Origin of the sequence: Crenalkalicoccus roseus, assembly GCF_004761865.1 — a bacterium.
Lineage (GTDB): Bacteria > Pseudomonadota > Alphaproteobacteria > Acetobacterales > Acetobacteraceae > Crenalkalicoccus > Crenalkalicoccus roseus.
Genome location: NZ_SJDM01000001.1, coordinates 28,522 through 53,062 on the forward strand (window position 1 = coordinate 28,522; position 24,541 = coordinate 53,062).

General features: G+C 75.1%; 20 protein-coding genes and 1 pseudogene. 12 read left to right on the top strand and 9 right to left on the bottom strand.

What is annotated here, in order from left to right; all coding sequences use genetic code 11:
- The first annotated feature begins 59 nt into the window (after nucleotides 1-59).
- The 8 genes from ET526_RS00125 (at nucleotide 60) to ET526_RS00160 (ending at nucleotide 10,260) form a co-directional block, all read left to right on the top strand.
- Nucleotides 60-2,810, top strand: coding sequence for a DUF4159 domain-containing protein (locus ET526_RS00125; protein ID WP_192898634.1), 2,751 nt, complete (start codon nucleotides 60-62; stop codon nucleotides 2,808-2,810).
- Nucleotides 2,811-2,813: 3 nt separating this feature from the next.
- The gene (locus ET526_RS00130; RefSeq protein ID WP_135465630.1) at nucleotides 2,814-4,943 is read left to right on the top strand and encodes a hypothetical protein; all 2,130 of its coding nucleotides are present in this window, start codon (nucleotides 2,814-2,816) and stop codon (nucleotides 4,941-4,943) included.
- Entirely contained in the window at nucleotides 4,940-5,296 is a 357-nt protein-coding gene (locus ET526_RS00135; protein ID WP_135465631.1) for a hypothetical protein, read from the top strand. Before ET526_RS00130 ends, ET526_RS00135 begins: the two co-directional genes overlap by 4 nt.
- A 68-nt stretch (nucleotides 5,297-5,364) precedes the next feature.
- Nucleotides 5,365-6,009, top strand: coding sequence for an ankyrin repeat domain-containing protein (locus tag ET526_RS00140; RefSeq protein ID WP_135465632.1), 645 nt, complete (start codon nucleotides 5,365-5,367; stop codon nucleotides 6,007-6,009).
- Nucleotides 6,010-6,130: 121 nt separating this feature from the next.
- Nucleotides 6,131-7,174, top strand: a complete 1,044-nt coding sequence (locus ET526_RS00145) for a phosphotransferase family protein (protein WP_240048189.1) — start codon at nucleotides 6,131-6,133, stop codon at nucleotides 7,172-7,174.
- Nucleotides 7,175-7,190: 16 nt separating this feature from the next.
- Nucleotides 7,191-8,453, top strand: a complete 1,263-nt coding sequence (locus ET526_RS00150; protein WP_135465634.1) for an acyl-CoA dehydrogenase family protein — start codon at nucleotides 7,191-7,193, stop codon at nucleotides 8,451-8,453.
- 75 nt (nucleotides 8,454-8,528) lie between these two features.
- Nucleotides 8,529-9,380, top strand: coding sequence for a beta-lactamase hydrolase domain-containing protein (locus ET526_RS00155; RefSeq protein WP_135465635.1), 852 nt, complete (start codon nucleotides 8,529-8,531; stop codon nucleotides 9,378-9,380).
- Nucleotides 9,381-9,456: 76 nt separating this feature from the next.
- On the top strand, nucleotides 9,457-10,260 hold the full coding sequence (locus ET526_RS00160) for an enoyl-CoA hydratase (RefSeq protein ID WP_204623429.1): 804 nt from the start codon (nucleotides 9,457-9,459) through the stop codon (nucleotides 10,258-10,260).
- Between the two features lie 3 nt (nucleotides 10,261-10,263).
- Here the strand turns inward: ET526_RS00160 and ET526_RS00165 are convergent, their stop codons facing one another.
- From ET526_RS00165 to ET526_RS00190, 6 genes are all read right to left on the bottom strand, one after another.
- Nucleotides 10,264-11,106 carry a carbohydrate ABC transporter permease gene (locus ET526_RS00165; protein WP_135465637.1) on the bottom strand — a complete coding sequence of 281 codons (843 nt, stop codon included), beginning with the start codon at nucleotides 11,104-11,106 and terminating at the stop codon, nucleotides 10,264-10,266.
- A gap of 11 nt (nucleotides 11,107-11,117) precedes the next feature.
- The gene (locus tag ET526_RS00170) at nucleotides 11,118-12,014 is read right to left on the bottom strand and encodes a carbohydrate ABC transporter permease (RefSeq protein ID WP_338025306.1); all 897 of its coding nucleotides are present in this window, start codon (nucleotides 12,012-12,014) and stop codon (nucleotides 11,118-11,120) included.
- The gene (locus ET526_RS00175) at nucleotides 12,014-13,282 is read right to left on the bottom strand and encodes an ABC transporter substrate-binding protein (RefSeq protein WP_135465638.1); all 1,269 of its coding nucleotides are present in this window, start codon (nucleotides 13,280-13,282) and stop codon (nucleotides 12,014-12,016) included. Before ET526_RS00175 ends, ET526_RS00170 begins: the two co-directional genes overlap by 1 nt.
- Nucleotides 13,283-13,389: 107 nt before the next feature.
- Nucleotides 13,390-14,706 (bottom strand): ABC transporter permease, encoded by a 1,317-nt coding sequence (locus ET526_RS00180; protein WP_240048190.1) that lies wholly within the window; start codon nucleotides 14,704-14,706, stop codon nucleotides 13,390-13,392.
- A complete protein-coding gene (locus ET526_RS00185) occupies nucleotides 14,703-15,470 on the bottom strand; it encodes an ABC transporter ATP-binding protein (protein WP_135465639.1) in 768 nt (255 codons plus the stop codon). The genes ET526_RS00180 and ET526_RS00185 overlap by 4 nt, the downstream gene beginning before the upstream one ends.
- A 1-nt stretch (nucleotide 15,471) precedes the next feature.
- Nucleotides 15,472-17,073, bottom strand: coding sequence for an efflux RND transporter periplasmic adaptor subunit (locus ET526_RS00190; protein ID WP_158295440.1), 1,602 nt, complete (start codon nucleotides 17,071-17,073; stop codon nucleotides 15,472-15,474).
- A gap of 63 nt (nucleotides 17,074-17,136) precedes the next feature.
- Between ET526_RS00190 and ET526_RS00195 the strand changes: the two genes are divergently transcribed.
- The 4 genes and pseudogenes from ET526_RS00195 to ET526_RS22575 all read left to right on the top strand — a co-directional run.
- The gene (locus tag ET526_RS00195) at nucleotides 17,137-18,081 is read left to right on the top strand and encodes a ketopantoate reductase family protein (protein WP_135465641.1); all 945 of its coding nucleotides are present in this window, start codon (nucleotides 17,137-17,139) and stop codon (nucleotides 18,079-18,081) included.
- Nucleotides 18,082-18,128: 47 nt separating this feature from the next.
- Nucleotides 18,129-19,091: an ABC transporter ATP-binding protein gene (locus ET526_RS00200; protein ID WP_135465642.1), complete on the top strand. Its 963-nt coding sequence runs from the start codon at nucleotides 18,129-18,131 to the stop codon at nucleotides 19,089-19,091.
- Between the two features lie 487 nt (nucleotides 19,092-19,578).
- Nucleotides 19,579-19,962, top strand: coding sequence for a hypothetical protein (locus ET526_RS22570; protein WP_408869748.1), 384 nt, complete (start codon nucleotides 19,579-19,581; stop codon nucleotides 19,960-19,962).
- Between the two features lie 129 nt (nucleotides 19,963-20,091).
- Nucleotides 20,092-20,496 (top strand): annotated as a pseudogene (locus ET526_RS22575) (transposase); the annotation flags it as partial.
- Here the strand turns inward: ET526_RS22575 and ET526_RS00210 are convergent.
- From ET526_RS00210 to ET526_RS00220, 3 genes are all read right to left on the bottom strand, one after another.
- Nucleotides 20,444-20,998: a hypothetical protein gene (locus tag ET526_RS00210; RefSeq protein WP_135465643.1), complete on the bottom strand. Its 555-nt coding sequence runs from the start codon at nucleotides 20,996-20,998 to the stop codon at nucleotides 20,444-20,446. The pseudogene ET526_RS22575 and the gene ET526_RS00210 overlap by 53 nt on opposite strands.
- Before the next feature lie 147 nt (nucleotides 20,999-21,145).
- The gene (locus tag ET526_RS00215) at nucleotides 21,146-23,599 is read right to left on the bottom strand and encodes an FtsK/SpoIIIE family DNA translocase (protein ID WP_192898635.1); all 2,454 of its coding nucleotides are present in this window, start codon (nucleotides 23,597-23,599) and stop codon (nucleotides 21,146-21,148) included.
- Between the two features lie 117 nt (nucleotides 23,600-23,716).
- Nucleotides 23,717-24,514, bottom strand: coding sequence for a TorF family putative porin (locus tag ET526_RS00220; RefSeq protein WP_135465644.1), 798 nt, complete (start codon nucleotides 24,512-24,514; stop codon nucleotides 23,717-23,719).
- Between the last annotated feature and the right edge of the window lie 27 nt (nucleotides 24,515-24,541).

The window sequence follows — 24,541 nt, forward strand, 5'->3', positions numbered from 1 at the left end:
CCCTTGCGTGGCACTTCCCTCGCCCGCCGCGCTAGCCTCGAGGGCCGGATGCCGATCCCATGCTGAACCTCGGTCCCATCGCCTTCGCCGCGCCGTGGCTGCTGCTGGCCCTGCCTGCCCTGCCGCTGCTGTGGTGGCTGCTGCGCGTCACCCCGCCCGCCCCGCGGCGCGTCGCCTTCCCCCCCATCCGCCTGCTGCGCGGCCTGATCCCGCCCGAGGAGACGCCGGCGCGCACGCCCTGGTGGCTGCTGCTGCTGCGCATGGCGGCGGCGGCGCTGCTGATCCTCGGCCTGGCGCGCCCGGTCCTCGGCCCCGGCGCCGGCACGGGCGGGGAGGGGCCGCTGCTGCTGGTGGTGGACGATGGTTGGGCCGCCGCGGCCGACTGGCCCGCCCGCGTGGCCGCCGCCGGCGCGGCGCTGGAGCGCGCCGGGCGCGAGGGGCGGCCGGTGGCGCTGCTCGCCACCGCCCCCGCCGAGGGCGGCGAGGCGCCGCGCGTGGTCGGGCCGATGCCGGCCGAGGATCTGCGCGCACGCCTCGCCGCGCTCCGGCCCAAGCCCTGGGCGCCGGACCATGCGGCGGCGCTCGCCGCCTTCCGCGCCTGGCGCGAGGCGCATCCCGGCCCCATGGCGGCGCTGCTGGTCTCGGACGGCATCGAGCACGCGGCCGAGGGCACCGCCGCCGGGCCGCTCGCCGCGGCGCTCGCCGCCGCCGGGCCGCTGACCGCCGCCCTGGCCGAGGGGCGCCCGGTGCGCCTGCTGCCGCCCCCGCTGGCCGAGGCCGACCGGCTGCGGGTGAGCGTGCTGCAGGCGCCGCTGCCGGTGCCGGCCGAGGTGGCGGTGCTGGCCCGCACCGGCGATGGCCGCGCCCTCGCCGGCGCCACCGTGCCGATCCCGGCCGGCGCGGCGCGCGGCGAGGCGGTGCTGGAGCTGCCGGCCGAGATCCGCAACCAGGTGGTGCGCCTCGACCTGGAGGGCGAGGCCGGCGCCGGCGGCGTGGTGCTGCTCGACGAGCGCTTCCGCCGCCGCCCCGTCGGCCTGCTGCCGGGGGCGGAGGAGAGTGCGGACACGCCGCTGATCGGCGACCTCTACTACCTCGCCCGCGCGCTTGCCCCCTATGTGGAGCTGCGCCGCGGCAGCCTCGATCAGCTCCTCGCCCGCCCCGTCGCCGTGCTGGCCCTGGCCGACCGGCCGCTGGCCGAGGGGCCGGAGCAGCAGGCGCTCGCCCGCTGGGTGGAGCAGGGCGGCACGCTGCTGCGCTTCGCCGGACCGCGCACCGCCGAGCGGCCGGACCCGCTGCTGCCGGTGCCGCTGCGCGCCGAGCGCCAGCTCGGCGGCGCCTTGTCCTGGGAGCAGCCGCAGCGCCTCGCCCCCTTCCCGGAGGGCTCGCCCTTCCTCGGCCTGCCGGTGCCGGCGGAGGTCACCGTCACCCGCCAGGTGCTGGCCGAGCCCTCGGCGCGGCTCGCCGAGCGGGTCTGGGCGCGGCTTGCCGACGGCACGCCGCTGGTGACGGCGGAGCCGCGCGGCCAGGGGCGGATCGTGCTGTTCCACGTCACCGCCAACGCCGAATGGTCGGACCTGCCGCTCTCCGGCCTGTTCGTGCAGATGCTGCGGCGCATCGTCGAACTCTCCGCCGGCATCGCCGGCACCGAGGGCGAGGGGCCGCTCGCGCCGCTCGAGACGCTGGACGGCTTCGGCCGCCTCGGCCCCGCCCCGCCGGCGGCGGCGGCGCTGCCGGCGGCGCAGGTGGAGACCACCACCCCCTCGCCGCGCCACCCGCCCGGCTGGTACGGCACGCCGGGCCAGGACGCGCACGGGGCGAGCCACCGCCGTGCGCTGAACCTCGGCGGCGCGCTGCCCGCCCCCCGCGCCGCCCCCCCGCTGCCCGAGGGGGCGGCGGTGGTGCCGATCGGCGGCGTGCCGGCCGAGCGCGACCTCGGCCCCTGGCTATTGGCGGCGGCGCTGGTGCTCCTCGCCGCCGACCTGCTGATCGGCCTTGCGCTGCGCGGCCTGCTGCCGCTGCCGATGCGGCGCGCCGCGGCGGCGCTGGCGCTCGGCCTGCTGCTCTCCGCCCCCGCCGCCCTGGCGCAGCCGCGCGGGGCGGAGCCGGAGGGCGCCTACGCGCTCGCCACCCGCCTGGCCTACATCGTCAGCGGCGACGCGGCGGTGGACGAGGTGGCGCGCGCCGGGCTGGCCGGCCTCTCGGACTACGTGAACCGCCGCACCGCGGCGGCGCTGGCCGAGCCGGTGGCGGTGGTGCCGGGGCGCGACGACCTCTCCTTCTTCCCGCTCCTTTACTGGGTGGTGACGCCGGAGGCGCCGCAGCCCGACGCCGCCGCGGCGGCGGCGCTCAACGAGTTCATGCGCAACGGCGGCATCATCCTGCTCGACACCCGCGACGAGGGCACGGGCGAGGGCTACGCGCCCGGCGCCCGGGCGGCGCTCCGCCGCGTGACGCGCGACCTCGCCATCCCCCCCCTCGCCCCGGTGCCGGAGGAGCACGTGCTGAAGCGCGCCTTCTACCTGCTGCACGAGCTGCCCGGCCGCTTCGCCGGCGGGCAGGTCTGGGTGGCGCGGGACGAGGACCGTGCCAATGACAGCGTCTCGCCGGTGATCATCGGCGGCCACGACTGGGGCGCGGCCTGGGCGGTGGATGCGCGGGGCAACAACCCCTACGCCACCATCCCTGGCGGGGCGCGCCAGCGCACCCTGGCCTACCGGTTCGGCGTCAACCTCGTGATGTACGCGCTGACCGGCAACTACAAGGGCGACCAGGTGCACGTGCCCGCCATCCTCGAGCGGCTGGGGAACTGACCCATGACCCAGGTTCTCGCCGGGGTGGATTTCGCCCCCGTCCTGCCCCCCTGGCTGCTCGCCGCCCTCGGCGCGGTGGCGCTGCTGGCGCTGCTGCCGGGTCTGGTGCGCCGCCCCCCGGAGGGCGGGCTGCGCCTCGTCCCCGCCCGCGGCCTGCCGCTCCGTGCCCTGGTCTTCGCCCTGCTGCTGCTGGCGCTCGCCAACCCCCGCCTGGTCGAGGAGACGCGGGAGACGCGGCCCGACATCGCGCTGCTGGTGGTGGACCGCAGCGCCTCGATGGCGATCGGGGGGCGCGCCGCGCAGGTGGAGGCGGCGCGCGCGGCGATCGAGGCGCGCGCCGCCCGGCTGCCCGAGCTCGAGCTGCGCACCGTCGAGGTGCCGGAGGGGGGCGGCCGCGGCACCCGCCTCTACGGCGCCGTCGAGCGGGCGCTGGCGGAGATCCCGCGCGCCCGCCTCGCCGGAGTGATCGCGCTGACCGACGGGCAGGTGCACGACATCCCGGCCGAGCCGGCGCTCGACGCGCCCTTCCACGCCCTGCTGCCCGGCCGCCCCGGCGAGGTGGATCGGCGGCTGCGGGTGATCGAGGCGCCGGGCTACGGCATCGTCGGCCGCACGGTGGAGCTGCGCGTGGCTGTCGAGGATCTCGGCGTCGCCAACCCGCAGGGGGCGGCGCGGCTGACCATCCGTCGCGACGGCGCGCCGCCGCGCGTCGAGAGCGTGCCCATCGGGCGCGAGCATGTCGTCAGCGTGCCGATCGAGCGCGGCGGGCCGACCGTGGTGGACCTCGCCGCCGAGGAGCGGCCGGGCGAGGTGAGCACGCTGAACAACCGCCTCGCCATCACCGTCCACGGGGTGCGGGACCGGCTGCGGGTACTGCTGGTCTCCGGCGAGCCGCATGCGGGGGAGCGCACTTGGCGCCGCCTGCTGAAGGCCGACCCGAATGTGGACCTCGTCCACTTCACCATCCTGCGCCCGCCGGAGAAGGACGATCTGACGCCGCTGAACGAGCTGGCGCTGATCGCCTTCCCGGTGCGCGAGCTGTTCCAGCAGAAGCTGCGCGAGTTCGACCTGATCGTCTTCGACCGCTTCGCCAATCGCGGCATCCTGCCCCCGGTCTACCTGCGCAACATCGCCGACTACGTGCGCGGGGGCGGGGCGCTGCTGCTCTCCGTGGGGCCGGAATTCGGTGGCCCGGTCAGCCTGGCGCAGACGCCGCTCGGCGCGGTGCTGCCGGCGCGCCCGCAGGCCGGGCTCGGGGAAACGGCGGTGGCGGAGGGAGCGTTCCGCCCGCGCATCACCCAGGCCGGGGCGCGCCACCCGGTGACCGAGGGCCTGGCCGGCGCCAACCCTCCCGGGGAGGCCCGCGCCGAGCCGGGATGGGGCCGCTGGTACCGCCACCTGCGCACCGACCAGCGCGGCGGCGTGGCGGTGATGGAGACCGCGGACGGCGCGCCGCTGCTGCTGCTCGACCGGGTCGGGGAGGGGCGCGTGGCGCTGCTCCTCTCCGACCACATCTGGCTGTGGTCGCGCGGCCATGACGGGGGCGGGCCGCAGGCGGAGCTGCTGCGCCGCGCCGCCCACTGGCTGATGCGCGAACCGGAGCTGGAGGAGGAGGACCTGACCGCACGGATCGAGGCCGGGCGCCTGCATGCCCAGCACCGCAGCCTGGAGGGCGGCCCGCCGCCCGAGGTGACGGTGACCGCCCCGGATGGCGGCACGGCCCGCCACCGCATGGAGCCGGCTGGCGGCGGGCGCGCGACGCTCGAGGTGCCGGCCGGGCAGCCCGGCGTGTGGCAGGTGAGCGACGGGCGGCGCACCGCCTTCGCCGCCGCCGCCGCCGCCAACCCGCTGGAGATGGCCGATCTGCGCGCCGACCCGGCGCCGCTGCGGCCGCTCCTGGTCGCGACCGGCGGGACGGCGCGCTGGCTCGGCGCCGGCGCGGAACCGGCGCTGCCCGAACTGCGACGCGTGGCGCCGGGCCGCGATGCGCATGGCAGCGGCTGGATCGGGCTGCGCCGCAACGGCGACCACACCGTGACCGGCATCGCCGCCCTGCCGCTGCTGCCGCCCTGGCTGGCGCTGCCGCTGGTGCTCGGCCTTGCCGTGCTGGCCTGGCGGAGGGAAGGGCGATGAGGCGCCGTCTTCTCGTTGCGGCCGCGGCGCTCGCGGGCTGCACCGTGCTGCCGCCCCTGGAGACCCGCCTGCAGCCCTGGATCGGGCGCAGCGAGGCCGAGCTGGTGACCGCCTTCGGCGTGCCGGCGCGCACCTACGAGGCCGGCGACCGCCGCTTCCTGCAGTATGAGGAGCGGCGGGCGCAGCTCCTGCCCGCCGATCCCTGGTGGCCGGGCTGGCCGTATCGGGGCCCCTGGTGGTACGCCCCGCCGCCGCCGCCGCCCGCCTATGTGGTGCGGGGCTGCGACGTGACCTTCGTGCTGCGCCGGGGCGTGGTGGAGGGCTTCACCTTCCGCGGCGACGGCTGCCGCTGACCCGCCGGGCGACACTTCGCCGCGCTGCCCGGTTCCGGCCCTCTGCGATCTGCTCTAGTTTACCCTTCATGCGCTCCGCCTCTCCGACCCTCGCCTTTTGGGCCGTGCTCGCTGCCCTGGTCCTGCCTGCCGCCGAGGCCGCAGCCCAGGGCAACCTGCGCAGCGCCGCTCCCCGGAGCGGGGATTCCCCGGCCGTCCGCGCCCCGCCGCCGGCCCTGCCCGGGCTGCAGGGGCGCGAGGCGCCGGAGCCGATCCCGCCCGATCCGGACGCCAATCTCGGCCCCAACGAGGCGCTGTTCGACGCCATCAACCGCAACGACCTCGGCGCCGCGCGGGCCGCGGTGGCGCGCGGCGCAGACATCCGCGCGCGCAACGTGCTCGGCCTGACGCCGCTGGAATCGGCGGTGGATCAGGGCCGGACCGAGATCGTCTTCTTCCTGCTCTCGGTGCGCGGCGGCGCCCCCGCCCGGGCCGCGCCCCCCGCCACCGAGGCCGGACCGGCCCCCGCCCCGCCGCCGCGCACCGCCGCGCGCCCCGCCCCGGCCGCGCGCCCTGCCGCCGCGCCGGCCGAGGCGCCGCTGCCGCGGCTCTGGGCCGGGGATGGGGGATCCCCGATCCCCGAGATCGGCTTCCTCGGCTTCGACGCCGGCCGCCCCGCCGGGGCCGCACCGCCCGCCGAGGCGGCCCGCCCCGCCGGGCGCGGCCGGAGCTGACCGACTGGCTGAAAAGCGGAGGTGCGTTCCGGCTGTTTCCACCGTCCGCGATCTACCTAGGGCAAAAGGCATGATGCCGGGCCGTCGGGCGGAGGGCGGCTACACAGGGAGGAGGCACAGGGTGGCCGAGACAGCACCCCCCGCGGCGCGCCCCGCCGCGCCCGAATTCGACCCCGACCGGCTCGACGCCTTCCTGCGCGGGCGCATCCCGGGCCTCGAAGGGCGGCCGGAGATCGCGCGCATCTCCGGCGGGCAGTCCAACCCGACCTTCTTCGTCACCTATCCGAACCGCCGCCTGGTGCTGCGCAAGAAGCCGCCCGGGGAGCTGCTGCCCTCCGCCCATGCGGTGGACCGCGAGGCGCGGGTGCTGACGGCGCTCGCGGGCACCGAGGTGCCGGTGCCGCCGGTGCTGCTGTTCCATCCCGAGCCGGACGTGGTCGGCACCCCCTTCTACGTGATGGAGCGCGTCGAGGGCCGCGTCTTCCCCACCTGCGACCTGCCCGGCGCGGCGCGGGAGGAGCGGCGCGCCATGGTGCTCGCCTTCGCCGAGACGCTGGCGCGGCTGCACGAGGTGGACTGGCGCGCCGTGGGGCTGGAGGGCTTCGGCCGCCCCGGCAACTACTTCGAGCGCCAGGTGGCGCGCTGGACGAAGCAATGGGAGGCGGCGCGCTTCCGCGACATCCCCGAACTCACCCGCCTCGCCCGCTGGGTGGCGGAGAACGTGCCCCCCGACGACGGCGCGACGGCGCTGGTGCATGGCGACTACCGCCTGGGCAACGTGATGTTCCACCCGACCGAGCCGCGCATCGTCGCGGTGCTGGACTGGGAGCTCTCGACGCTCGGCCATCCGCTGGCCGACCTCGCCTTCAGCGTGCTCGGCTGGCGGGCGGCGCCGGAGGAGTATGGCGGCATCCTCGGCATGGACCTCGAGGCGCTCGGAATGCCGGGCGAGGAGGAGTACGTGGCGCACTACTACGCCAGCCGCCGCACGCCGGCCCCGCGGCTCGGGCGCTTCCACATCGCCTTCGCCCAGTTCCGCTTCGCGGTGATCTTCGAGGGCATCGCCGCGCGCGCGCGCAGCGGCACCGCCGCCTCCGCCGACGCGCTGGCGGTGGGCGAGCTGTCGCGCGCCTATGCGCGCCGCGGCATCGAGACGATTTCTTGACCGGCGGAGGCACGCCATGGACTTCGAATATTCGCCGAGGGTGCGGGCGCTGCAGGCGCAGCTCTGGGACTTCATGCGGGCCCATGTGATGCCCGCCGACGCGGAGTGGCACCGCATCGCCGAAGCCGGGGAGTATCCGCTGGCGATCGTCGAGGAGCTGAAGGCGAAAGCGCGGGAACAGGGGCTGTGGAACCTGTTCCTGCCCACCCTGCGCGACGACGAGCCGGGCACGCGCCTCACCAACCTGGAATACGCGCCGCTGGCCGAGATCATGGGCCGCGTGCCCTGGTCCTCCGAGGTGTTCAACTGCAACGCGCCGGATACCGGCAACATGGAGGTGCTGCACCTCTTCGCCAGCGAGGAGCAGCGCCGGCGCTGGCTCGCCCCGCTGCTGCGCGGCGAGATCCGCTCCTGCGTCGCCATGACCGAGCCGGACACGGCGAGCAGCGACCCCACCAACATCGCCACCTCGATCCGGCGCGAGGGCGAGGGCTACGTGATCAACGGCCGCAAGTGGTTCACCACCGGCGCCATCCATCCGAAGGCCGCGCTGTTCCTGGTGATGGGGCGGCAGGAGGACCGCGCCGGGATGGGGCCGCACGAGCGCCACACCATCCTGCTCGTGCCGAGGGACGCGCCGGGCGTGACGGTGGTGCGCAACGTGCCGATCATGGGCCACCATGCGCCGGAGGGGCATTGCGAGGTGCTGTTCCGCGACGTGCGCGTGCCGCTCGATGCGCGCCTCGGCGAGGAGGGCGCCGCCTTCGCGCTGATGCAGGCGCGCCTCGGCCCCGGGCGCATCCACCACTGCATGCGCACCATCGGCCAGTGCGAGCTGGCGCTGGAGCTGATGGCGGACCGCGCCATGGAGCGCGTGGCCTTCGGCAGACACCTCTCCGAGTTCAGCAACGTGCAGGACTGGATCGCGGAGAGCCGCATCGAGATCGACCAGGCGCGCCTCCTGGTGCTGCGCGCCGCCTGGATGATGGACCGCCACGGCAACAAGGCCGCGCGCACCGAGGTCTCGGCCATCAAGCTCGCCGCGGCGCGGCTGCAGACCCGCGTGGTGGACCGGGCGATGCAGGTGTTCGGCGCCGCCGGCCTCACCCCCGACACGCCGCTCGCCTATCTGTGGACCTGGGGCCGCGCGCTGCGCTTCGTGGACGGGCCGGACGAGGTGCATCTGCGCACCGTCGCCCGCGCCGAGCTGAAGCGCCGGCGCGAGGCGCGCGCGGCGGAGCGCGACGGCGCCCCGCCCGGCGCGCAGGGGCACGGCTGAGGGAAGGCGGGAAAAGGCGGGAACCCGCCCGCGCCGGCCCGGTTCTCTCCCCCGCACCAAGGGTGGAGGGCCTCCATGCAGGACCGGATCCGGATCGGCGAGGGGCTGGTGGTGGGCAGGCGCGCCCCCGGGACGGCGGAGCTCGCGCGGCTCGGCGCCGAGGGTGTGCGCGGCGTGGTGGATCTGCGCCTGGCGGAGGAGACGGCGGGCGGCCTCTCCCCCGCGCAGGAGGCGGAGGAGGCGCGCCGCCTCGGCCTGGCGTACCGGCACCTGCCGGTGCCGAAGGACGGGCCGGACGCAGCGGCGCTGGAGCGCTTCGCCGGGACGCTGGCGGAGCTGCCCGCGCCGGTCCTCGTGCATTGCGACGACGGCGTGCGCGCGGCCACGCTCGGCATCGCCCACCGGGCGAGGCGCGAGGGCCTGCGCATGGAGGAGGCGCTCGCCCGCAGCCTGGGTGGCCGGCCACGCGCCGGGGTGCCGCAGACCCGCGTCTCCCGCCACACCGACGCGGAGATCAATCGCCGCATCGCCCTCGAGATCGAACGCAGCGTGCATTTCCACGCCGCCCGGCCGGAGCTGATCGGCGAGCGGCTGCGCCAGCTCGACGCGGAATGGGACATCGAGCGGGTGCTCGAGACCAACGCCGCCTCCCTGGCGCTGGCCGGCACGCTGCTCGGCATCCTCGTCAGGCGCAGCTACCTGGCGCTGCCGGTGGCGGTGACCGGCTTCCTGCTGCAGCATGCCCTGCAGGGCTGGTGCCCGCCGATTCCCCTCTTCCGCCGCATGGGCGTGCGCACGGCCGAGGAGATCGCGCGCGAGCGCATGGCGCTGAAGGCGCTGCGCGGCGATTTCGACCCGCTGCGCCAGGCGCCGGCGGAGGATGCGCGCGCCAGGGGAGAGGCCGCGCTGCGCGCCGCCGCCGCCTGACCTCCGGCCGTTGACAGGCCCGCCGCGCGCGCCCCAGGCTCCCGCCGGTCCAGAACGGGATGCGGGAGGAGACATCGTGGCATACACCCAGATCGCGGTGGAGCGGCGCGGGGCCGCCGCGTGGCTGCTGCACGACCGCCCCGAGATGCGCAACGCCGAGAGCAGCACGCTGCTCGACGAGCTCGACGCGGCACTGCGCGAGGCGATCGCCGACGAGGGGGTGCGCGTCATCGTCATCGGCGGCAGGGGCGACCACTTCTCGGCCGGGCACGACCTGAAGGAGGGGCAGGAGAAGCGCCAGGGCTTCACGGTGGAACAGCGCTACGCCTACGAGGAGCGGCGCTACCTGGAATACTCCCTGCGCATCTGGGACTGCCCGAAGCCGACCATCGCCTGCGTGCAGGGCGCCTGCATCGCCGGCGGCTTCATGGTGGCCAACATGTGCGACCTGATCGTCGCCTCCGAGGACGCCTTCTTCGCCGACCCGGTGTGCCGCACCCTCGCCGCCTCGGCGGTGGAGGTGCTGGTGCACCCCTGGGTGATGGGGCTGCGCGGCGCCAAGGAGTTCCTGTTCACGGGGCGGCGGATGGGCGCGGCGGAGGCGCATCGCATCGGCATGGTCAACCGCGTGGTGCCGCGGGCCGAGCTGGAGGCGGCGACCACCGCCCTGGCCGAGGAGATCGCCGCCGCGCCGCCCTTCGCCCTCAAGCTCACCAAGCAGTCGCTGAACCGCACCGCCGACATCCAGGGCTTCCGCAACGCCGTGCTGGCGCATTTCGACACCCACCAGCTCGCCCACGCGACGGAGGAGTTCCGCCGGACGCGGGAGCGCGGCCTCGCCTCCGCCATCGCCCGCGGCAGGGCGCAGGCGGCGGGATGAGCCTCATCCCTTCACCGCGCCGGCCGTCAGCCCGGAGACGATGCGGCGCTGGAACACCAGCACCAGGACGATCAGCGGCACGGTGACGACGACCGAGGCCGCCATGATCCGCCCCCAGGGCAGCTCGAAGGCGCTGGCGCCGGTGATCAGCGCGATCGCCACCGGAACGGTGCGCATCTCGTTGGTCAGGGTGAAGGTGAGGGCGAACAGGAACTCGTTCCAGGCGGCGATGAAGGCGAGGAGGCCGGTGGTGACCATCGCCGGGCCCATCAGCGGCAGGAAGATGCGCGTCAGCGTCGTCCAGGGGCCGGCGCCGTCCATCATCGCCGCCTCCTCGAGCTCCGCCGGCAGCTCGCGCATGAAGGTGGTCAGCACCCAGACGGTGAAGGGCAGAGTGAAGATCATGTAGCTCAGCACCAGCGAGGCCAGGCTGTTGTAGAGGCCGAGCCAGCGGATCAGCTCGAACATCCCCGACAGCACCGCCACCTGCGGGAACATGGAGACGCCGAGGATCGCCAGCAGCAGCGGCGTCCGCCCGCGGAAGGCGACGCGGCCGAAGGCGTAGGCGGCGGTCACGGCGAGGAACAGCGACAGCGCCACCACCGCGGCCGAGACGATCACCGAGTTCAGGATGTTGCGGCCGAAGGGCTGCTCCCGGAACACGCCGACATAGTTCTCGAGGGTCGGGTCGCGCGGCACGAGTTCGGTGCCGAACAGGGCGCCGCCCGTCTTCAGCGAGGAGACCACCGCCCAGTAGAAGGGGAACACCGTGTAGAGGACGATCGCCGCCACCAGCAGCCAGAACAGGATGCGGGCGATGCCCCTGCGGACCCTGCGCGCGCGCATGTGCCGCCTCCTCACCGGTTGTCGAGCCGGACGCGGCCGGCGGTGATCGCCACCGCCGTCACCGCGGCGATGATCAGGAACAGGAAGGTGGAGGCGGCCGAGCCGTAGCCCACCTCCTGGAAGTCCACGAGCTGCTGGCGCGCATAGACCGACATCGAGGCGGTGGCGCGGCTGTTGCCGGTCAGCACGAACATCAGGTCGAAAACGCGCAGCGCGTCCAGGGTGCGGAAGATCACCGCCACCATCAGCGCCGGACGGATCAGCGGCAGGGTGATGCGGAAGAAGGCGCCGACCGGGCCGAGCCCGTCCACCTCCGCCGCCTCGTAGAGCTCCTTCGGCAGCACCTGCAGCGCGGCGAGCACCAGCAGCGCCACGAAGGGCGTGGTCTTCCACACATCCACCGCGATCACCGCCCAGAGCGCGAGCGAGGGCTCGGCGACGAAGGCGACCGGCTCGGAGACCAGGCCGAGGGCGAGCAGCACCGCGTTCACCACCCCGAACTGGTCGTGCAGCATCCAGCCCCACATCTGCGCCGAGACCACGGTCGGGATCGCCCAGGGGATCAGCATGGCGGCGCGCAGCAGCCCGCGCCCGCGCATCTGCGCGTTCAGCGTCAGCGCGATGACGGTGCCGAGCACCACCTCCAGCGTCACCGAGACGGCGGCGAAGAACAGCGTGTTCCAGACCGCCCGCCACCAGTTCGGGTCCGCCGCCAGCAGGCGGAAATTCCCGAGGCCCACGAAGCCGTGCCCGCCGATGTCGTAGAGCGTCGCGTCGGTGAAGGAGAAGTAGACGGTGCGCAGCAGCGGCCAGCCCGCGACCAGCGCCAGCACGCCGAGCATCGGCGCCAGGAACAGCCAAGCGGCGCGGCGGCGCTGCCGCTCCAGGCCGGAGGCGAGCCCCGCCACTACCAGCGCCCGCCGCGGCTGACCCGCTCCAGCGTGCGTTCCAGCCGCCGCAGCGCGGGTTCCGGCGCGCTGCGGCCGGAGATGATCTCGTGCACCGTCTCCCAGAACTCCGCCGAGACCTGGTTGTAGCGCGGCCCGGTCACGGCCGAGGGGCGCGGCACGGCCCCGACGAACACCTCGTGGAGCTCGCCCATGAAGGGGTTGGCCGCCAGCACCTCCGGGTCGCGGTAGAGGGCGGCGATGGTCGGGTTGAAGCCGCCGAGAATGGCGCGGCGCTTCTGCTCCGCCGCGCCGGTCAGGTGGCGCACGAGGTCGGCGGCCGCCTCCGGGTGGCGGGAATAGCGCGAGACGGCGAGCTGCTCCCCGCCCAGCGCGCCGCTGTGCCTGCCCTCCGGCCCGCCCTTCGGCAGCGCGGCGATGCCGACCCTGCCGCGCACCGGACTGTCCTCGGCGTTCACCAGCGGCCAGGCATAGGGCCAATTGCGCATGAAGACGGCGTTGCCGGACTGGAACACGCCGCGCGCCTCCTCCTCGGCGTAGTTCAGCACGCCCCTCGGGGCGATGGTGCCGACCCAGGATGCCGCCCGGCCCAGCGCCGCGGCAGCGCGGGGGTTGTTGACGGAAATGGTGCCGTCCGGCTCGACGATCCGCCCGGCGCGGTGGCTGTCCAGCCATTCCAGGGCGTTGACCGTCAGCCCCTCATAGGCGCGGCCCTGGAACACGTAGCCCTGGAGACCGGCGTGGCCCGCCGCGCGCTCCGCCCGCACGATGAGGCGCGCGGTCTCCTCCAGCGCCTCCCAGGTCTCCGGCACGGGGCGCCCGTGGCGCTCCAGCAGGTCGCGGCGGTAGTAGAGCAGGCCGGCATTGGTGAACCAGGGCATCGCCACCAGCCGCCCCTCCACCGTGTTGTTGCGCACCGCCGCCTCGAAATGCGCCGCCAGCGCCTCCGGCTCCATGGCGTCGGAGAGGTCGGCGAGGTGCATCGCCAGGATCCCCGGCCAGACCGTGTCTATCTGCAGCACGTCCATGTCGGGCGAGCGCGCGGCGAGGAGCTGCTGGTAGAGCGCCAAGCGCTGCCCTCCGGCGCCGGGGGTGGAGACCATGCGGATGCGGTTGCCCGTCCGCGCCGCCCAGGCCTCCGCCCCCTCGCGGCAGAGCTCGTACTCGACGCCCACGGCGCCGCAGGCGATGGCGATGGTGGTCTGCCCCGAGGCCGGCGCGCCGAGGCCGAGCAGGGCCGCCACGGCAAGGGCCGCGATGCCTCTCATGCGATGGTCTCCCCAGGGTGTCGCCGCATGGACGGCAGGCGGAACGCGGCTGCGCGCCGCCTGTTCCAGCCCGGCACTGAAGGGCGGGGCACCCGCCCGTCGGGGGCTCAATCGTGCCGCAGCGCCGCGATCGGGTCCAGCCGCGCCGCCCGCCGCGCCGGCCAGAAACCGAAGAACAGCCCGGTCAGCGCGCTGACGGCGACCGCGAGCGCCACCGCGTCCCACTGGATCAGCACCGGCCAGCCGGCGGCGGCGCCGAGCAGGTGCGACAGCCCGATTCCCGCCACCACGCCGGCCGCTCCGCCGAGCAGCGCCAGCACCACCGCCTCGATCAGGAACTGCGCCAGGATGTCCCGTCGCCGCGCCCCGACCGCAAGGCGCAGCCCGATCTCCCGCGTCCGCTCGGTGACGCTGACCAGCATGATGTTCATCACCCCGATGCCGCCGACCAGCAGCGACACCGCGGCCACCGAGGCGAGCAGCATGGACAGCGTGCGCGAGGAGGCGTCGCGCGTCGCCGCCACGTCGGACATGTTGCGCAGGTTGAAGTCGTCCGGCTCGTTCGGCGCCAGGCGGTGGCGCTGGCGGATCAGGGCGCGCACCTCCTCCTCCGCCGCGCGCATGTCCTCGCCCTCGGCGACCTTGAGGCTGACGAAGTTGACCGAGCGCGACCACACCCGCCCCGCCCCCATCACGCTGCGCCGCGCGGTCCAGAACGGGATCATCACCACGTCGTCCTGGTCCATGCCCTGCGCGTTCTGGCCCTTGCGGCCGAGCACGCCGATCACCTCGAAGGGCGTGGCGGCGATGCGGATCCGCGCGCCGACCGGGTTCTCGTAGGGAAACAGCATCTCGGCCACGGTGGCGCCGAGCACCGCCACCTTGCGCCCCGCCCGCGCCTCCTCGGCGGTGAAGGGGCGGCCCTCCTCGATCACCCAGTCGTGCACGACGAAGACGTCCGGGTCGGCGCCCTGGATGGTGGTCGCCCAGTTCTGGTTGCCGGCGATCACCTGCAGGCCCTGGCGGATGTTGGCCGAGGCGGCGACGATGCTCGGCACCTCCTCGACGACTCCCTGCGCGTCGTCCCAGGTGAGGGAGGGGCGCGCCCCGGCGCCGAGCCGCACCGCGCCCTGGCGCACCGTGCCCGGCCAGATCACCAGCAGGTTGGCGCCGAGCGATTCGATCTGCTGCATCACCTGCTGGCGCGCGCCCGCGCCCACCGCGACGGTGGCGATCACCGCCGCGACGCCGATGAAGATGCCGAGCGCGGTCAGCACCGCCCGCAGCGTGTTGGCGGCGAGCGCGGACAGCGCGCTCGCCAGCGCCTCGGCGAGGTCCATCCCGCCGCGGCCGGCGGGCAGCGGCGGCAGGCCGGCGGCCGGTGCCAGCGGCCGCGTCCCGGCCTCGCGGAGCGGCGGGCTCACGCCGCCTCCGCTGGCGCTGCGGGCAGGGCGGCGAGCGCCGCGGCGGCATCCGCCGGGACCTGCGCCCTGTCGCCCACCAGCCGCCCATCGCGGAAGCGCAGCACGCGGGCGGCGAAGCGCGCCACCTCCGCATCATGGGTGACCATCAGGATCGCCACGCCGGAGCGGTTCAGCGCCTGGAACAGCGCCATGATCTCGAGCCCGGTGCGGGTGTCGAGCGCGCCGGTGGGCTCGTCGGCCAGCAGCAGGTCCGGGCCGTTCACCAGCGCGCGCGCGATTGCCACGCGCTGCTGCTGCCCGCCGGAGAGCTGGTTCGGCCGGTGGTGCAGCCGCTCGCCGAGGCCCACCGCGGCGAGCATCGCCGCCGCGCGCTCCCGCCGCTGCCGCCGGCGCACGCCGCGGTAGATCATCGGCAGCTCGACATTGGCCAGCGCATCGGCCCGCGGCAGAAGGTTGAAGCTCTGGAACACGAAGCCGAGACGGCGGGAGCGAATCTCGGCCAGGCGATCCGGCGAGAGCCGCGCCACCTCCTCCCCCATCAGGCGGTAGCTGCCCCCGGTCGGCCGGTCGAGGCAGCCGATCAGGTTGAGGAAGGTGGATTTGCCCGAGCCCGAGGGCCCCATAGCGGCGACGAAGGCGCCGGGCGGGATGGCGACATCCACCCCGGCGAGCGCCGCCACCGTCCCCTCCCCAGCGGCGTAGTGTTTGGTCAGCCCCTCGGTCTCCACCAGCAGCGGGCCGGGGGCGGCATCGGCGTCGCGCATCTCAGAACGGCCGCGCCGCGGTGCGGGGCGGGGCCGTGCCGCGCTCCTGCCCCACCACCACCTCCTGGCCCGCCTCCAGCGCGCCGGCGACGATCTCGGTATGGGTCCCGTCGGTGATGCCGAGGCGCACCGCCACGGGGCGGGGCGCGCCCCCTTCCAGCACCCAGACGGTGCCGGCGCTGCCGCGGCCGCCGCGCGTCTCCGCCAGGCGCGCGCGCTGCTCCGGCGTCAGCACGGCATTGATGCGCGCCACCATGCGCTGGCGCAGCGACTGCACCTGGCGCTGCCGGCCCTCGTCGCGCGGCAGGGCGGCGATGCGCTCGCGCAGCTCGGCCTGGGCCGCCGCGATCTCGGCGCGCTGGCTGTCGGTGAGGTCGGGGAGCTGCTCCAGCGCCTGCTCCAGCGCGCCGAGCCCGGCCCCGGCCGGGCCGGCCGCCGCCTGCTGGCCGGGCGGGCGCCAGCGCAGCGCCGCGTTGGGCACGCGCAGCGCCTCGGGGCGGTGGTCGGCGACGATGCGGAGCGTCGCGGTCATCCCCGGCAGCAGCCGCCCGCGCGGGTTGGGCGCGGTGATCACCACCGTGTAGGTGACGACGTTGCTGATCGTCTCCGCCGCCAGCCGGATCTCCTTCACCGTGCCGATGAGTTCCTGGCCGGGATAGGCGGCGACGCTGAAGGCCGCCTCCTGGCCCGGGCGGATGCGGCCGATATCGGCCTCGTCCACCACCGCCCAGACCTCCATCTCCTCGAGGCTGGCGGCGATCTGGAACAGCACCGGCGCCTGGAAGGAGGCGGCGACGGTCTGGCCGAGCGCGACATTGCGCGAGATGACGATGCCGTCGATGGGGGCGCGGATGGTGGCGTTGTGCAGGTCCACCTCCACCTGGCGGAGCTGGGCGGCGCGCTGCGCACGCGCCGCCTCCGCCGCCTCGACCTGGGCGCGGGCGGTGCGGGCGGCGGCGAGGGCGGAGGCGTGGTTCGCCTCCATCTGCGCCACGGTGGCGCGGGCGCCGTCGAGGTCGGCGCGCATCCGGTCCAGGTTGAAGCCGGCGCGCACCGCATCGCGCGCCGGTCCGGTGCCGCTGCGGCGGAGCTGGGCGGTGCGGTCCGCCTCGTACTCGGCATCGCGCAGCGCCGCCTCGGCGCTGGTCACGCGCGCCACGGCCGCCTCGCGCTGGGCACCGGCCTGCGCGGCGTCCGCCTCGGCCTTCTCGGCGGCGGCGCGGGCGACCGCGACCTGCGCCTCCGCCGCCTGCAGGTCGGCCGCCGCGGCGGCGCGGCGGGCCTCGATTTGCGCCGTGTCCAGCCGGGCGATCGGCTGGCCCGCGACCACCCGGCTGTTGAAGTCGGCCAGCAACTCGCGGATCTGGCCGGAGAGCTGGCTGCCCACCTGTACCGTCACCACCGGGTTCACCGTGCCGGTGGCCGAGACGGCGGCGGTGATCGGGCCGCGATCGGCCACCGCGGTGCGCAGGCGCGGCCCCGCCCCCTCCGCCCCGGCGCCGGGCCAGGGCAGGTTGAAGGCGGTCGCGACCGGGGCGCCGAACCAGAGCAGGCCGGCGCCGAGGCCGGCCAGGACCAGGGCGGGAAGCAGGGCGCGACGCATGGCTTCCGGCATATAGCCCTCCGGTGTAACGCGCCTATTGCGGCAAAGGGGAGGAGCTTCACAATGCGTATCCTGGTGCTCGGGGCCGGCGCCCTCGGCGGCTATTTCGGCGGGCGGCTGCTGCAGGCCGGGGCGGAGGTGACCTTCCTGGTCCGCCCGGGCCGCCGCGCCCGCCTGGAGCGCGAGGGCCTCGTCATCGAAAGCCCCTTCGGGAACCTCCGCCGCCCGGTGCCCACCCTTTCGGCGGAGGAGGCCGTGCCGGGCTGGGACCTGGTGCTGCTCGCCTGCAAGGCCTACGACCTGCCCTCCGCCATCGCCGCGATCCGCCCGGCGGTGGACGGGCGCACCGCCATCCTGCCGGTGCTGAACGGGCTCTCCCATCTCGACGCGCTGCGGCAGGCCTTCGGGCCGGGCGCGGTGCTCGGCGGTCTCGCCAAGATCCAGGCGACGCTCGCGCCCGACGGCACGGTGCGGCACCTGAACGACTGGCGCTACCTGACCTTCGGCGAGCTGGACGGGGCGATGAGCCCGCGCGTGCAGGCGCTGGCCGGGCTCTCCGCCCGCGCCCCCGGCCTGGTGGCGGAGGCGGTGCCCGACATCCTGCAGCGGATGTGGGAGAAGCTCGTCCACCTCGGCACCAGCGCCATCGGAACGGTGCTGCTGCGCGCCAATGTGGGGGAGATCGTGCGCGCCGGCGGCGCCCCCTTCCTGCACCGGGTGCTGGAGCGCAACGCCGCCATCGCCGCCGCCCACGGCCACGGGATGCCGGAGCGGTTCCTGGCGGAGTACCGCGCCCTCTTCGCCGACCCGGGCAGCGCCTACGCCACCTCCATGCTGCGCGACCTGGAGGCGGGGGGGCGGATCGAATCCGACCACATCCTGGGCTTCCTGCTCGACGCCGCGCGCCGCGCCGGGGTGCCGGCGGAGATCCACGAGGCCGCGCTGCTGCATGCCCGCGCCTACGAGGCCCGGCGCGACGCCGGGCGCTTGCCGGTAGCGCGCGGTTAGGCTTTTCCCGCCACCCTGGCGGCGAGGGATCTGGAGAAGGGGCCGCCATGTCGCTGCGGATCGAGGCGCTGTCGCACCGGACGCCCGCGGGCCGCGTGCTCGACCGCGTGTCGCTGGAAGCCGCGCCGGGCGAGTGCCTCGCCCTGCTCGGCCCGCCCGGCAGCGGCAGGGCGGCGCTGCTGCGCGTGCTGGCCGGGCTCGAGGAGGTGGAGAGCGGGCGCGTGCTGCTGGAAGGGCGGGACATCACCCGCCTGCCGCCCTCCCGGCGCGGCATCGGCTTCCTGTTCCGCCAGGACGCGGTGTTCGGCCACCCCACGGTGTTCGACGCGGTGGCGGCGGCGCTGCCGGAAGGGCCGGGGGGGCCGGAGGAGGCCGCCTTCCGCGTGCGGCAACTGCTCGACCTGGCCGGCCTCGGCCAGGATGGCGGCTGGATGCCGGCGATGCTGCCGCCGCCCCGGCGCCACCGGCTGGCGCTGGCGCGGGCGCTGGCCGCCGGGCCGCGCCTGCTGCTGGTGGGGTCGGGCTTCGGCGCCCGGACGCGCCCCCGCCGCTGGCTGAAGGAAGCGCAACGCCGCCTCGGCCTGACCATGCTCCTGGTCGCCACCGGCCCGGAGGAGGCGATGGCGCTCGGCGACCGTGTGGCGGTGATGCAGGCCGGCCGGATCGAGCAGGTGGCGCCGCCCGAGGGGCTGCGGCGCCGCCCGGCCAGCGTCTTCGTCGCGCGGGTGCTGGGCGCCGCGCCCGCCTTCCCCGAGGCGGAAGGACCGGCCGCGGCGCCCGGCCCGCTGCTGCCGGCCTCGGCGCTGGAAGTGGTGGAGGCCGGGGCGGGCACCCCGGCACGGGTGCTGAGCGCCATCCCCTTCGGCGGTACGCTGCGGCTGGAAGTGCAACTCCTCGCCGATGGCAGCCGGCTGGAGGCCGAGGCTCCGGCCGCGGCCGCGCCCCTGCCCCCCGGCAGCATCGTCGGCCTGCGCCTCCGCCCGGCGGGAAGCGGGTCCCCGGCCTGTTGATGAACCCTGCGCTGTCTGGTGTCTGATCAGGCGGCATCGGCCGGCCGGGAGGGAGGCGGGTCCGGCCTGCCACTGGCTGAGATTGGCGAAGACGGGGCGGATGGCGCTGCGGAAGCCGGCGAAGCTTTTGGAGGGTGGATGTTCCGGGGCGCCTTCTTGAAAGACCATCGCTTCCTGCCCGATGCGGCGGAGGCTTGGCACGCAGAGCGGCAGTTCCTCGGTGCGGAGGGGCGGGATCCAGGCTTGGCCCGGATGCGCGCCGGCGTGCCCCGCTGGCCGATGCAGGCCTCGTCTTGCCGCTGGATCTCGCGGCTTGCCGGCCGCCTCCGGTGGCAGGGCGGGCGGTCACGAGGGCGGCGAAAGGTGTCCGAGAGCCAGGGCAAACGGAAAACGCCCTACAGCGTCTTTTGACCTGAGGGGATCAGAGGGCTTTCGCGACGCGGAGCGGAGCTGGTTCGAGCTGTCTGTCGGGAGGGGGCCGACGGGCATGGCGAAGGCGTTGTCGGTCGATTTGCGGGAACGCGTGGTGGCGGCGATCGCTGCGGGCGCACCGTGCCGTGCGGCGGAGCGGTTCGGTGTCGGGGCGCCGAGCGCGATCCGCTGGCGGCCGCTGCACCGGCGGTCGGGTTCGGTGGCGCCGGGACCGCTCGGCGGTGACCGCCGCTTGGGACGCATCGAGGCGTATGCGCCATTGATCCTCGGCCTGCTGAAGCGCACGCCGGACATCACGCTCAGCGAGCTGCGCGCGGAACTGGCCGAGGCCGGCGTGCCGGTCAGCATTGGCTCGCTGTGGCGGTTCTTCGCGCGGCGGCGGATCACGCTGAAGAAAAGTCGGCGCACGCGGCCGAGCAGCGGCGCTCCGACATCCTGACGCGACGCCGGGAATGGTTCGAGGGGCAGCTCGATCTCGACCCGGACCGCCTGGTGTTCATCGACGAGACCTGGGCCTCGACGAACATAGCGTGCACCCGCGGCCAAGCGCCGCGCGGCGAGCGCCTGCGCCGCTATCGAGGCGGCCGGCGCGCGCCTGCTCTACCTGCCGCCCTGCAGCCCCGACTTCAATCCAATCGAGAACGCCTTAGCCAGACTCAAGGCCATGCTGCGCAAGGCCGCCGAACGTACTGTCGATGGCCTGTGGAACGCCATCGGCCACATCATCGGCGCCTTCGCGCCCGACGAATGCACCACCTACTTCGCCGCCACAAGCCCCTGGCCTTTTGATGCGCGAGCCTTTTCACCCGTTCAGGGGGACTTGTCTGAACGGGATCCGCTCCGGAACCGCGCGCATCTTTTCGGACGGCGCCGCCTGGAGGAAGCCCCCTGGCGCGGCGGTCAGACGGGCGGAAGGCCGCTCATGCCGTGGCGCGGCGGAACAGCCCCCAGGCCAGGGCCAGCAGTAGCGTGAAGGACAGGAGCAGGCCAAGGGAGGAAGGCTCGCTGACCGCGGTCAAGGGAGGCGTGGCGTGCCGCGACCCTCCCTCCTCCTGGCCGGAGGGCGGCCAGGACCCCGGCAGGGTGTCCGGCGGATCCCGGGGCATGGCCGCCTCGGCGAAGAGGAGGCCGGCCGGCACCAGGGGCTGCTCCGGGGCGGAGGAGGTCCAGCCCGCCCATTCCATGATGGCGCCGCCCGAGGCCTCTCCGGCGGCGCCCGGGACGGAGGGCGCAGCCTGCGGGCCGGCCGCCATCACCGGGGCGCCGCCCGCGGCAATAGGCGGCGCGGTCTGCACTGGCAGGACGGGCGCGGCGCCGGCGAGGCAGAACAGCCCGATGCGCACTGCGCGCCGCACCGCCACCCGCGCCGCGCTGCCACCCGCGGCGGAGGCGCCGGCGACGCGGCGGACAACCCGCGGCCGCACGGCGCGGCGCAGCCCTACCACGACCGGATACGGAAAGCACTTCACCAGCACCTGTCATCTCCCGCGCGGCCACGCCGGCACCTCCGGCCGAACGGGCCGCCACAGGAGATGGACCCGCCCTTTGTGCCGCCAGTGCATTATATCCGCATCGGCACGAAAATCAATACTGCGCAATGGTCTCTTTTTTTGTCCCGTCCTTCAGTCCGCCGGGCGCGGCGCCAGCACCTCCCGCTTGCCGACATGGTTGGCCGGGCCCACCACGCCGTCCTTCTCCATCTGCTCGATCAGCTTGGCGGCGCGGTTGTAGCCGATGTTCAGGTGGCGCTGGATGAAGGAAGTGGAGGCCTTGCCCTCGCGGGTGACAAGGGCCACCGCCTGGTCGTAGAGGGAGGCTTCGGCATCGGTGTTGCCGCCGAGCAGGCCGGGCGGGACGCCCGCCGCACCCTCCTCCTCCTCGGTTTCCGTCACCTCCTCGACATAGCTCGGCTCGCCCTGCTCGCGCAGGAACTCCACCACCCGCTCCACCTCGGCGTCGGAGACGAAGGGGCCATGCACGCGGGAGATGCGGCCGCCCCCCGCCATGTAGAGCATGTCGCCCTGGCCGAGGAGCTGTTCCGCCCCCTGCTCGCCGAGAATGGTGCGGCTGTCGATCTTCGACGTCACCTGGAAGGAGATCCGGGTCGGGAAATTGGCCTTGATGGTGCCGGTGATGACGTCCACCGAGGGCCGCTGCGTCGCCATGATGACGTGGATGCCCGCGGCGCGCGCCATCTGCGCGAGCCGCTGCACCGCCGCCTCGATCTCCTTGCCGGCGACGATCATCAGGTCGGCCATCTCGTCGATGACCACGACGATCATCGGCAGCGGCTCCAGCACCAGCGGCTGGTCCTCGAACACCGGGCGGCCGGTCTCGGGGTCGAAGCCGGTCTGCACGCGGCGCGTCAGCACCTCGCCGCGCTCCCGCGCCGCCGTCACCTTCTCGTTGTAGCCCGCGATGTTGCGCACGCCGAGCTGGCTCATCGCGCGGTAGCGGCGCTCCATCTCGCGCACCGTCCACTTCAGCGCCCCGATCGCCTTCGGCGGCTCGGTCACCACCGGCGCCAGCAGGTGCGGGATGCGGTCGTAGACCGACAATTCCAGCATCTTCGGGTCGATCATGATGAAGCGGCACTCCTCCGGCGAGAAGCGCCAGAGCAGCGACAGGATCATCGTGTTCACCGCCACCGACTTGCCCGAGCCGGTGGTGCCCGCGATCAGCAGGTGCGGCATGCGCGCGAGGTCGGCGATCACCGGCCCGCCGCCGATGTCCTTGCCGAGCGCCAGCGGCAGCCGGCCGGGGTGGCGCGCCCAGTCCTCGGAGGCGAACATCTCGCTCAGATAGACCATCTCGCGCCGCGCGTTGGGCAGCTCGATGCCGATCACGTTGCGCCCCGGCACGGTGGCGATGCGCACCGCCATCACGCTCATGGAGCGCGCGATGTCGTCGGCGAGGCCGATGACCCGCGCGCTCTTGGTGCCCGGCGCGGGCTCGAGCTCGTAGAGCGTGACCACGGGGCCGGGGCGGATCTCCACGATCCGGCCGCGCACGCCGTAATCCTCGAGCACCGTCTCGAGCATCCGGGCATTGGCCTGCAGCGCCTCCTCGCTCGGCCGGCCGGCGCGGGAGGCCGCCTTCGGCTCGGCGAGCAGGGAAAGGGGAGGCAGGCGCCAGGGCCCGTCGGCGAGGTCGAGGCGCGGCTGGCGCGCCGCGGCGCTCTTCCTGGGCGCGGCGGGGCGGGGGGCGACCCGCGGGGGGGCGGGCGGCGCCTCCTCCTCCGCGGTGGCGGGCGGGGCGGCCGGCGGCGGGCGGCGCCCGGCCGCCGCCTCGGCCGCGTGCAGCACGGCGGCGAGGTCCGCACCCGGCCCGGCCGGCCGGCGCGGCCGGCGGAAGCGGAACAGCCCGGCGAAGGGCGCGCCCAGCCGCCCGAGCAGCCCCGCCGCCCGCCGCGCCCCGGCCCCCGAGAGGCGGGCCGCCCCTCCCGCCGTGCGCCCCGCGGCGCGGCCGAGCCGCAGCCATTCCGCCGGCGACAGCGCCAGGGCCGCGGCGGAGAAGGCGAGCGCGGCGGCGGAGAGCGCCACCTGCCCGACCACCAGCCCGAAGGGGCCGAGCAGGGCGAGGGCGGTGCCGGTGACCGCCTCGGCGACGATCACCCCGCCCGCGCCGCCCGGCCCGGCGGGGCCGGCCATCCCCTCCGGCCAGGGCGGCAGGGTCAGGGAAGCGGCGAGCAGCGGCATGGCCAGCAGCAGCAGCGCCAGCCGCGCCGGGAACAGGCCGAGGCCGCGATGCGTCGCCAGCCGCCAGGCCCAGGCGAGCAGCGCGAGGCCCGGCAGGTAGGCGGCCCAGCCCACCCCCTGCAGCAGCAGGTCGGACAGGTAGGCGCCGGCGAGGCCGGCGAGGTTGGCGGGCGCGCGCTCGGTGGCGGTGGAGAAGGAAGGGTCGGCCGGGTCGTGGCTGGCCAGCGCCAGGATCAGGCCGAGGCCGGCCAAGCCGCAGAGCAGGCCGAGCAGTTCGGAAAGGCGGCGGCGCAGCACCGCCGCCACGGCGGGGGAGGCGAAGCGGCGGACCCCTGCCGGGGAGCGGTCGGTGGCGGTGCGGGACATGCGACGGGACATGGCTCAGGCTGTGCCCGAGGTATACACGCGAAACGGCTGCCGCGCAGGGATTCTCGACCCGCATGGCGGCGCATTCCCGCACCGGGGCGCGGCGGTCCCGCGCCGCGCCCGCCTCCGTCAGAAGGTGCGGCTCAGGGTGAACACCACCCGGCCGTCGCAGAGGCGCTGCCCGCCCTCGGCGCGCAGCGCGACGGGGGCGCAGTCGCGCCGGCGGATGTCGGTGCCGTACCAGCCGACCGAGGCGGTGAGGCCGAGCACGATCTCGCGCTGCAGGCCGATGCCGTACCAGAGGTAGTCCGGCGTGCCGAAGGCGGCGTTGCGCTCGATCCACTGGTGGCCGAGGCGGCCGAAGACGGTGACCTCGAGGGGCAGGCTCACATCCACCCCGCCCTCGAGGTAGAGGGCGTTGCCGGAACGGCCGAAGAAATTGGGCGAATAGGCGAGGGCGGCGGAAAGCTTGGCGATGCCGGCCTCACGCGTGGCGCGCAGCATCACTTCCTGGTACTCGTTCCGCTGCCCGCCCGGCGCCTTGCTCTGGCCGGGATAGAGATAGGCGATGTAGCCGAGGTCGAGCTTCACCCCGGCCAGGGTGAAGCGGTAGCCGGCCAGGAGATCGAGCTCCTGCCGGGTGTCGTTCCAGGGATCGGCGAGGAATTTGGCGCTGCTGAGGAAGGCGCCGACATAGAGTCCGCTCGCGTGCTCGACGTCGAGCGTGCCCTGTACCGCCCAGGTGTTGCGGGTCTGGCTGATGCCGCGGAACAGGTAGTCGGAGGTGACGGCGGGCGTCAGCGTCACCGTCAGGCCGGCCCGCGGCACCTCGAAGGCCGCCGCCTCCGGGGCGGGGGCCAGCGCCGCGGCGGCGGCGGCGGCGGCGAGAGAGAGGGCGGGCAGGGCCGGGCGTGGAAGGGCGGGCATGTCGTTCCCCTGATGCGTGATCGGATG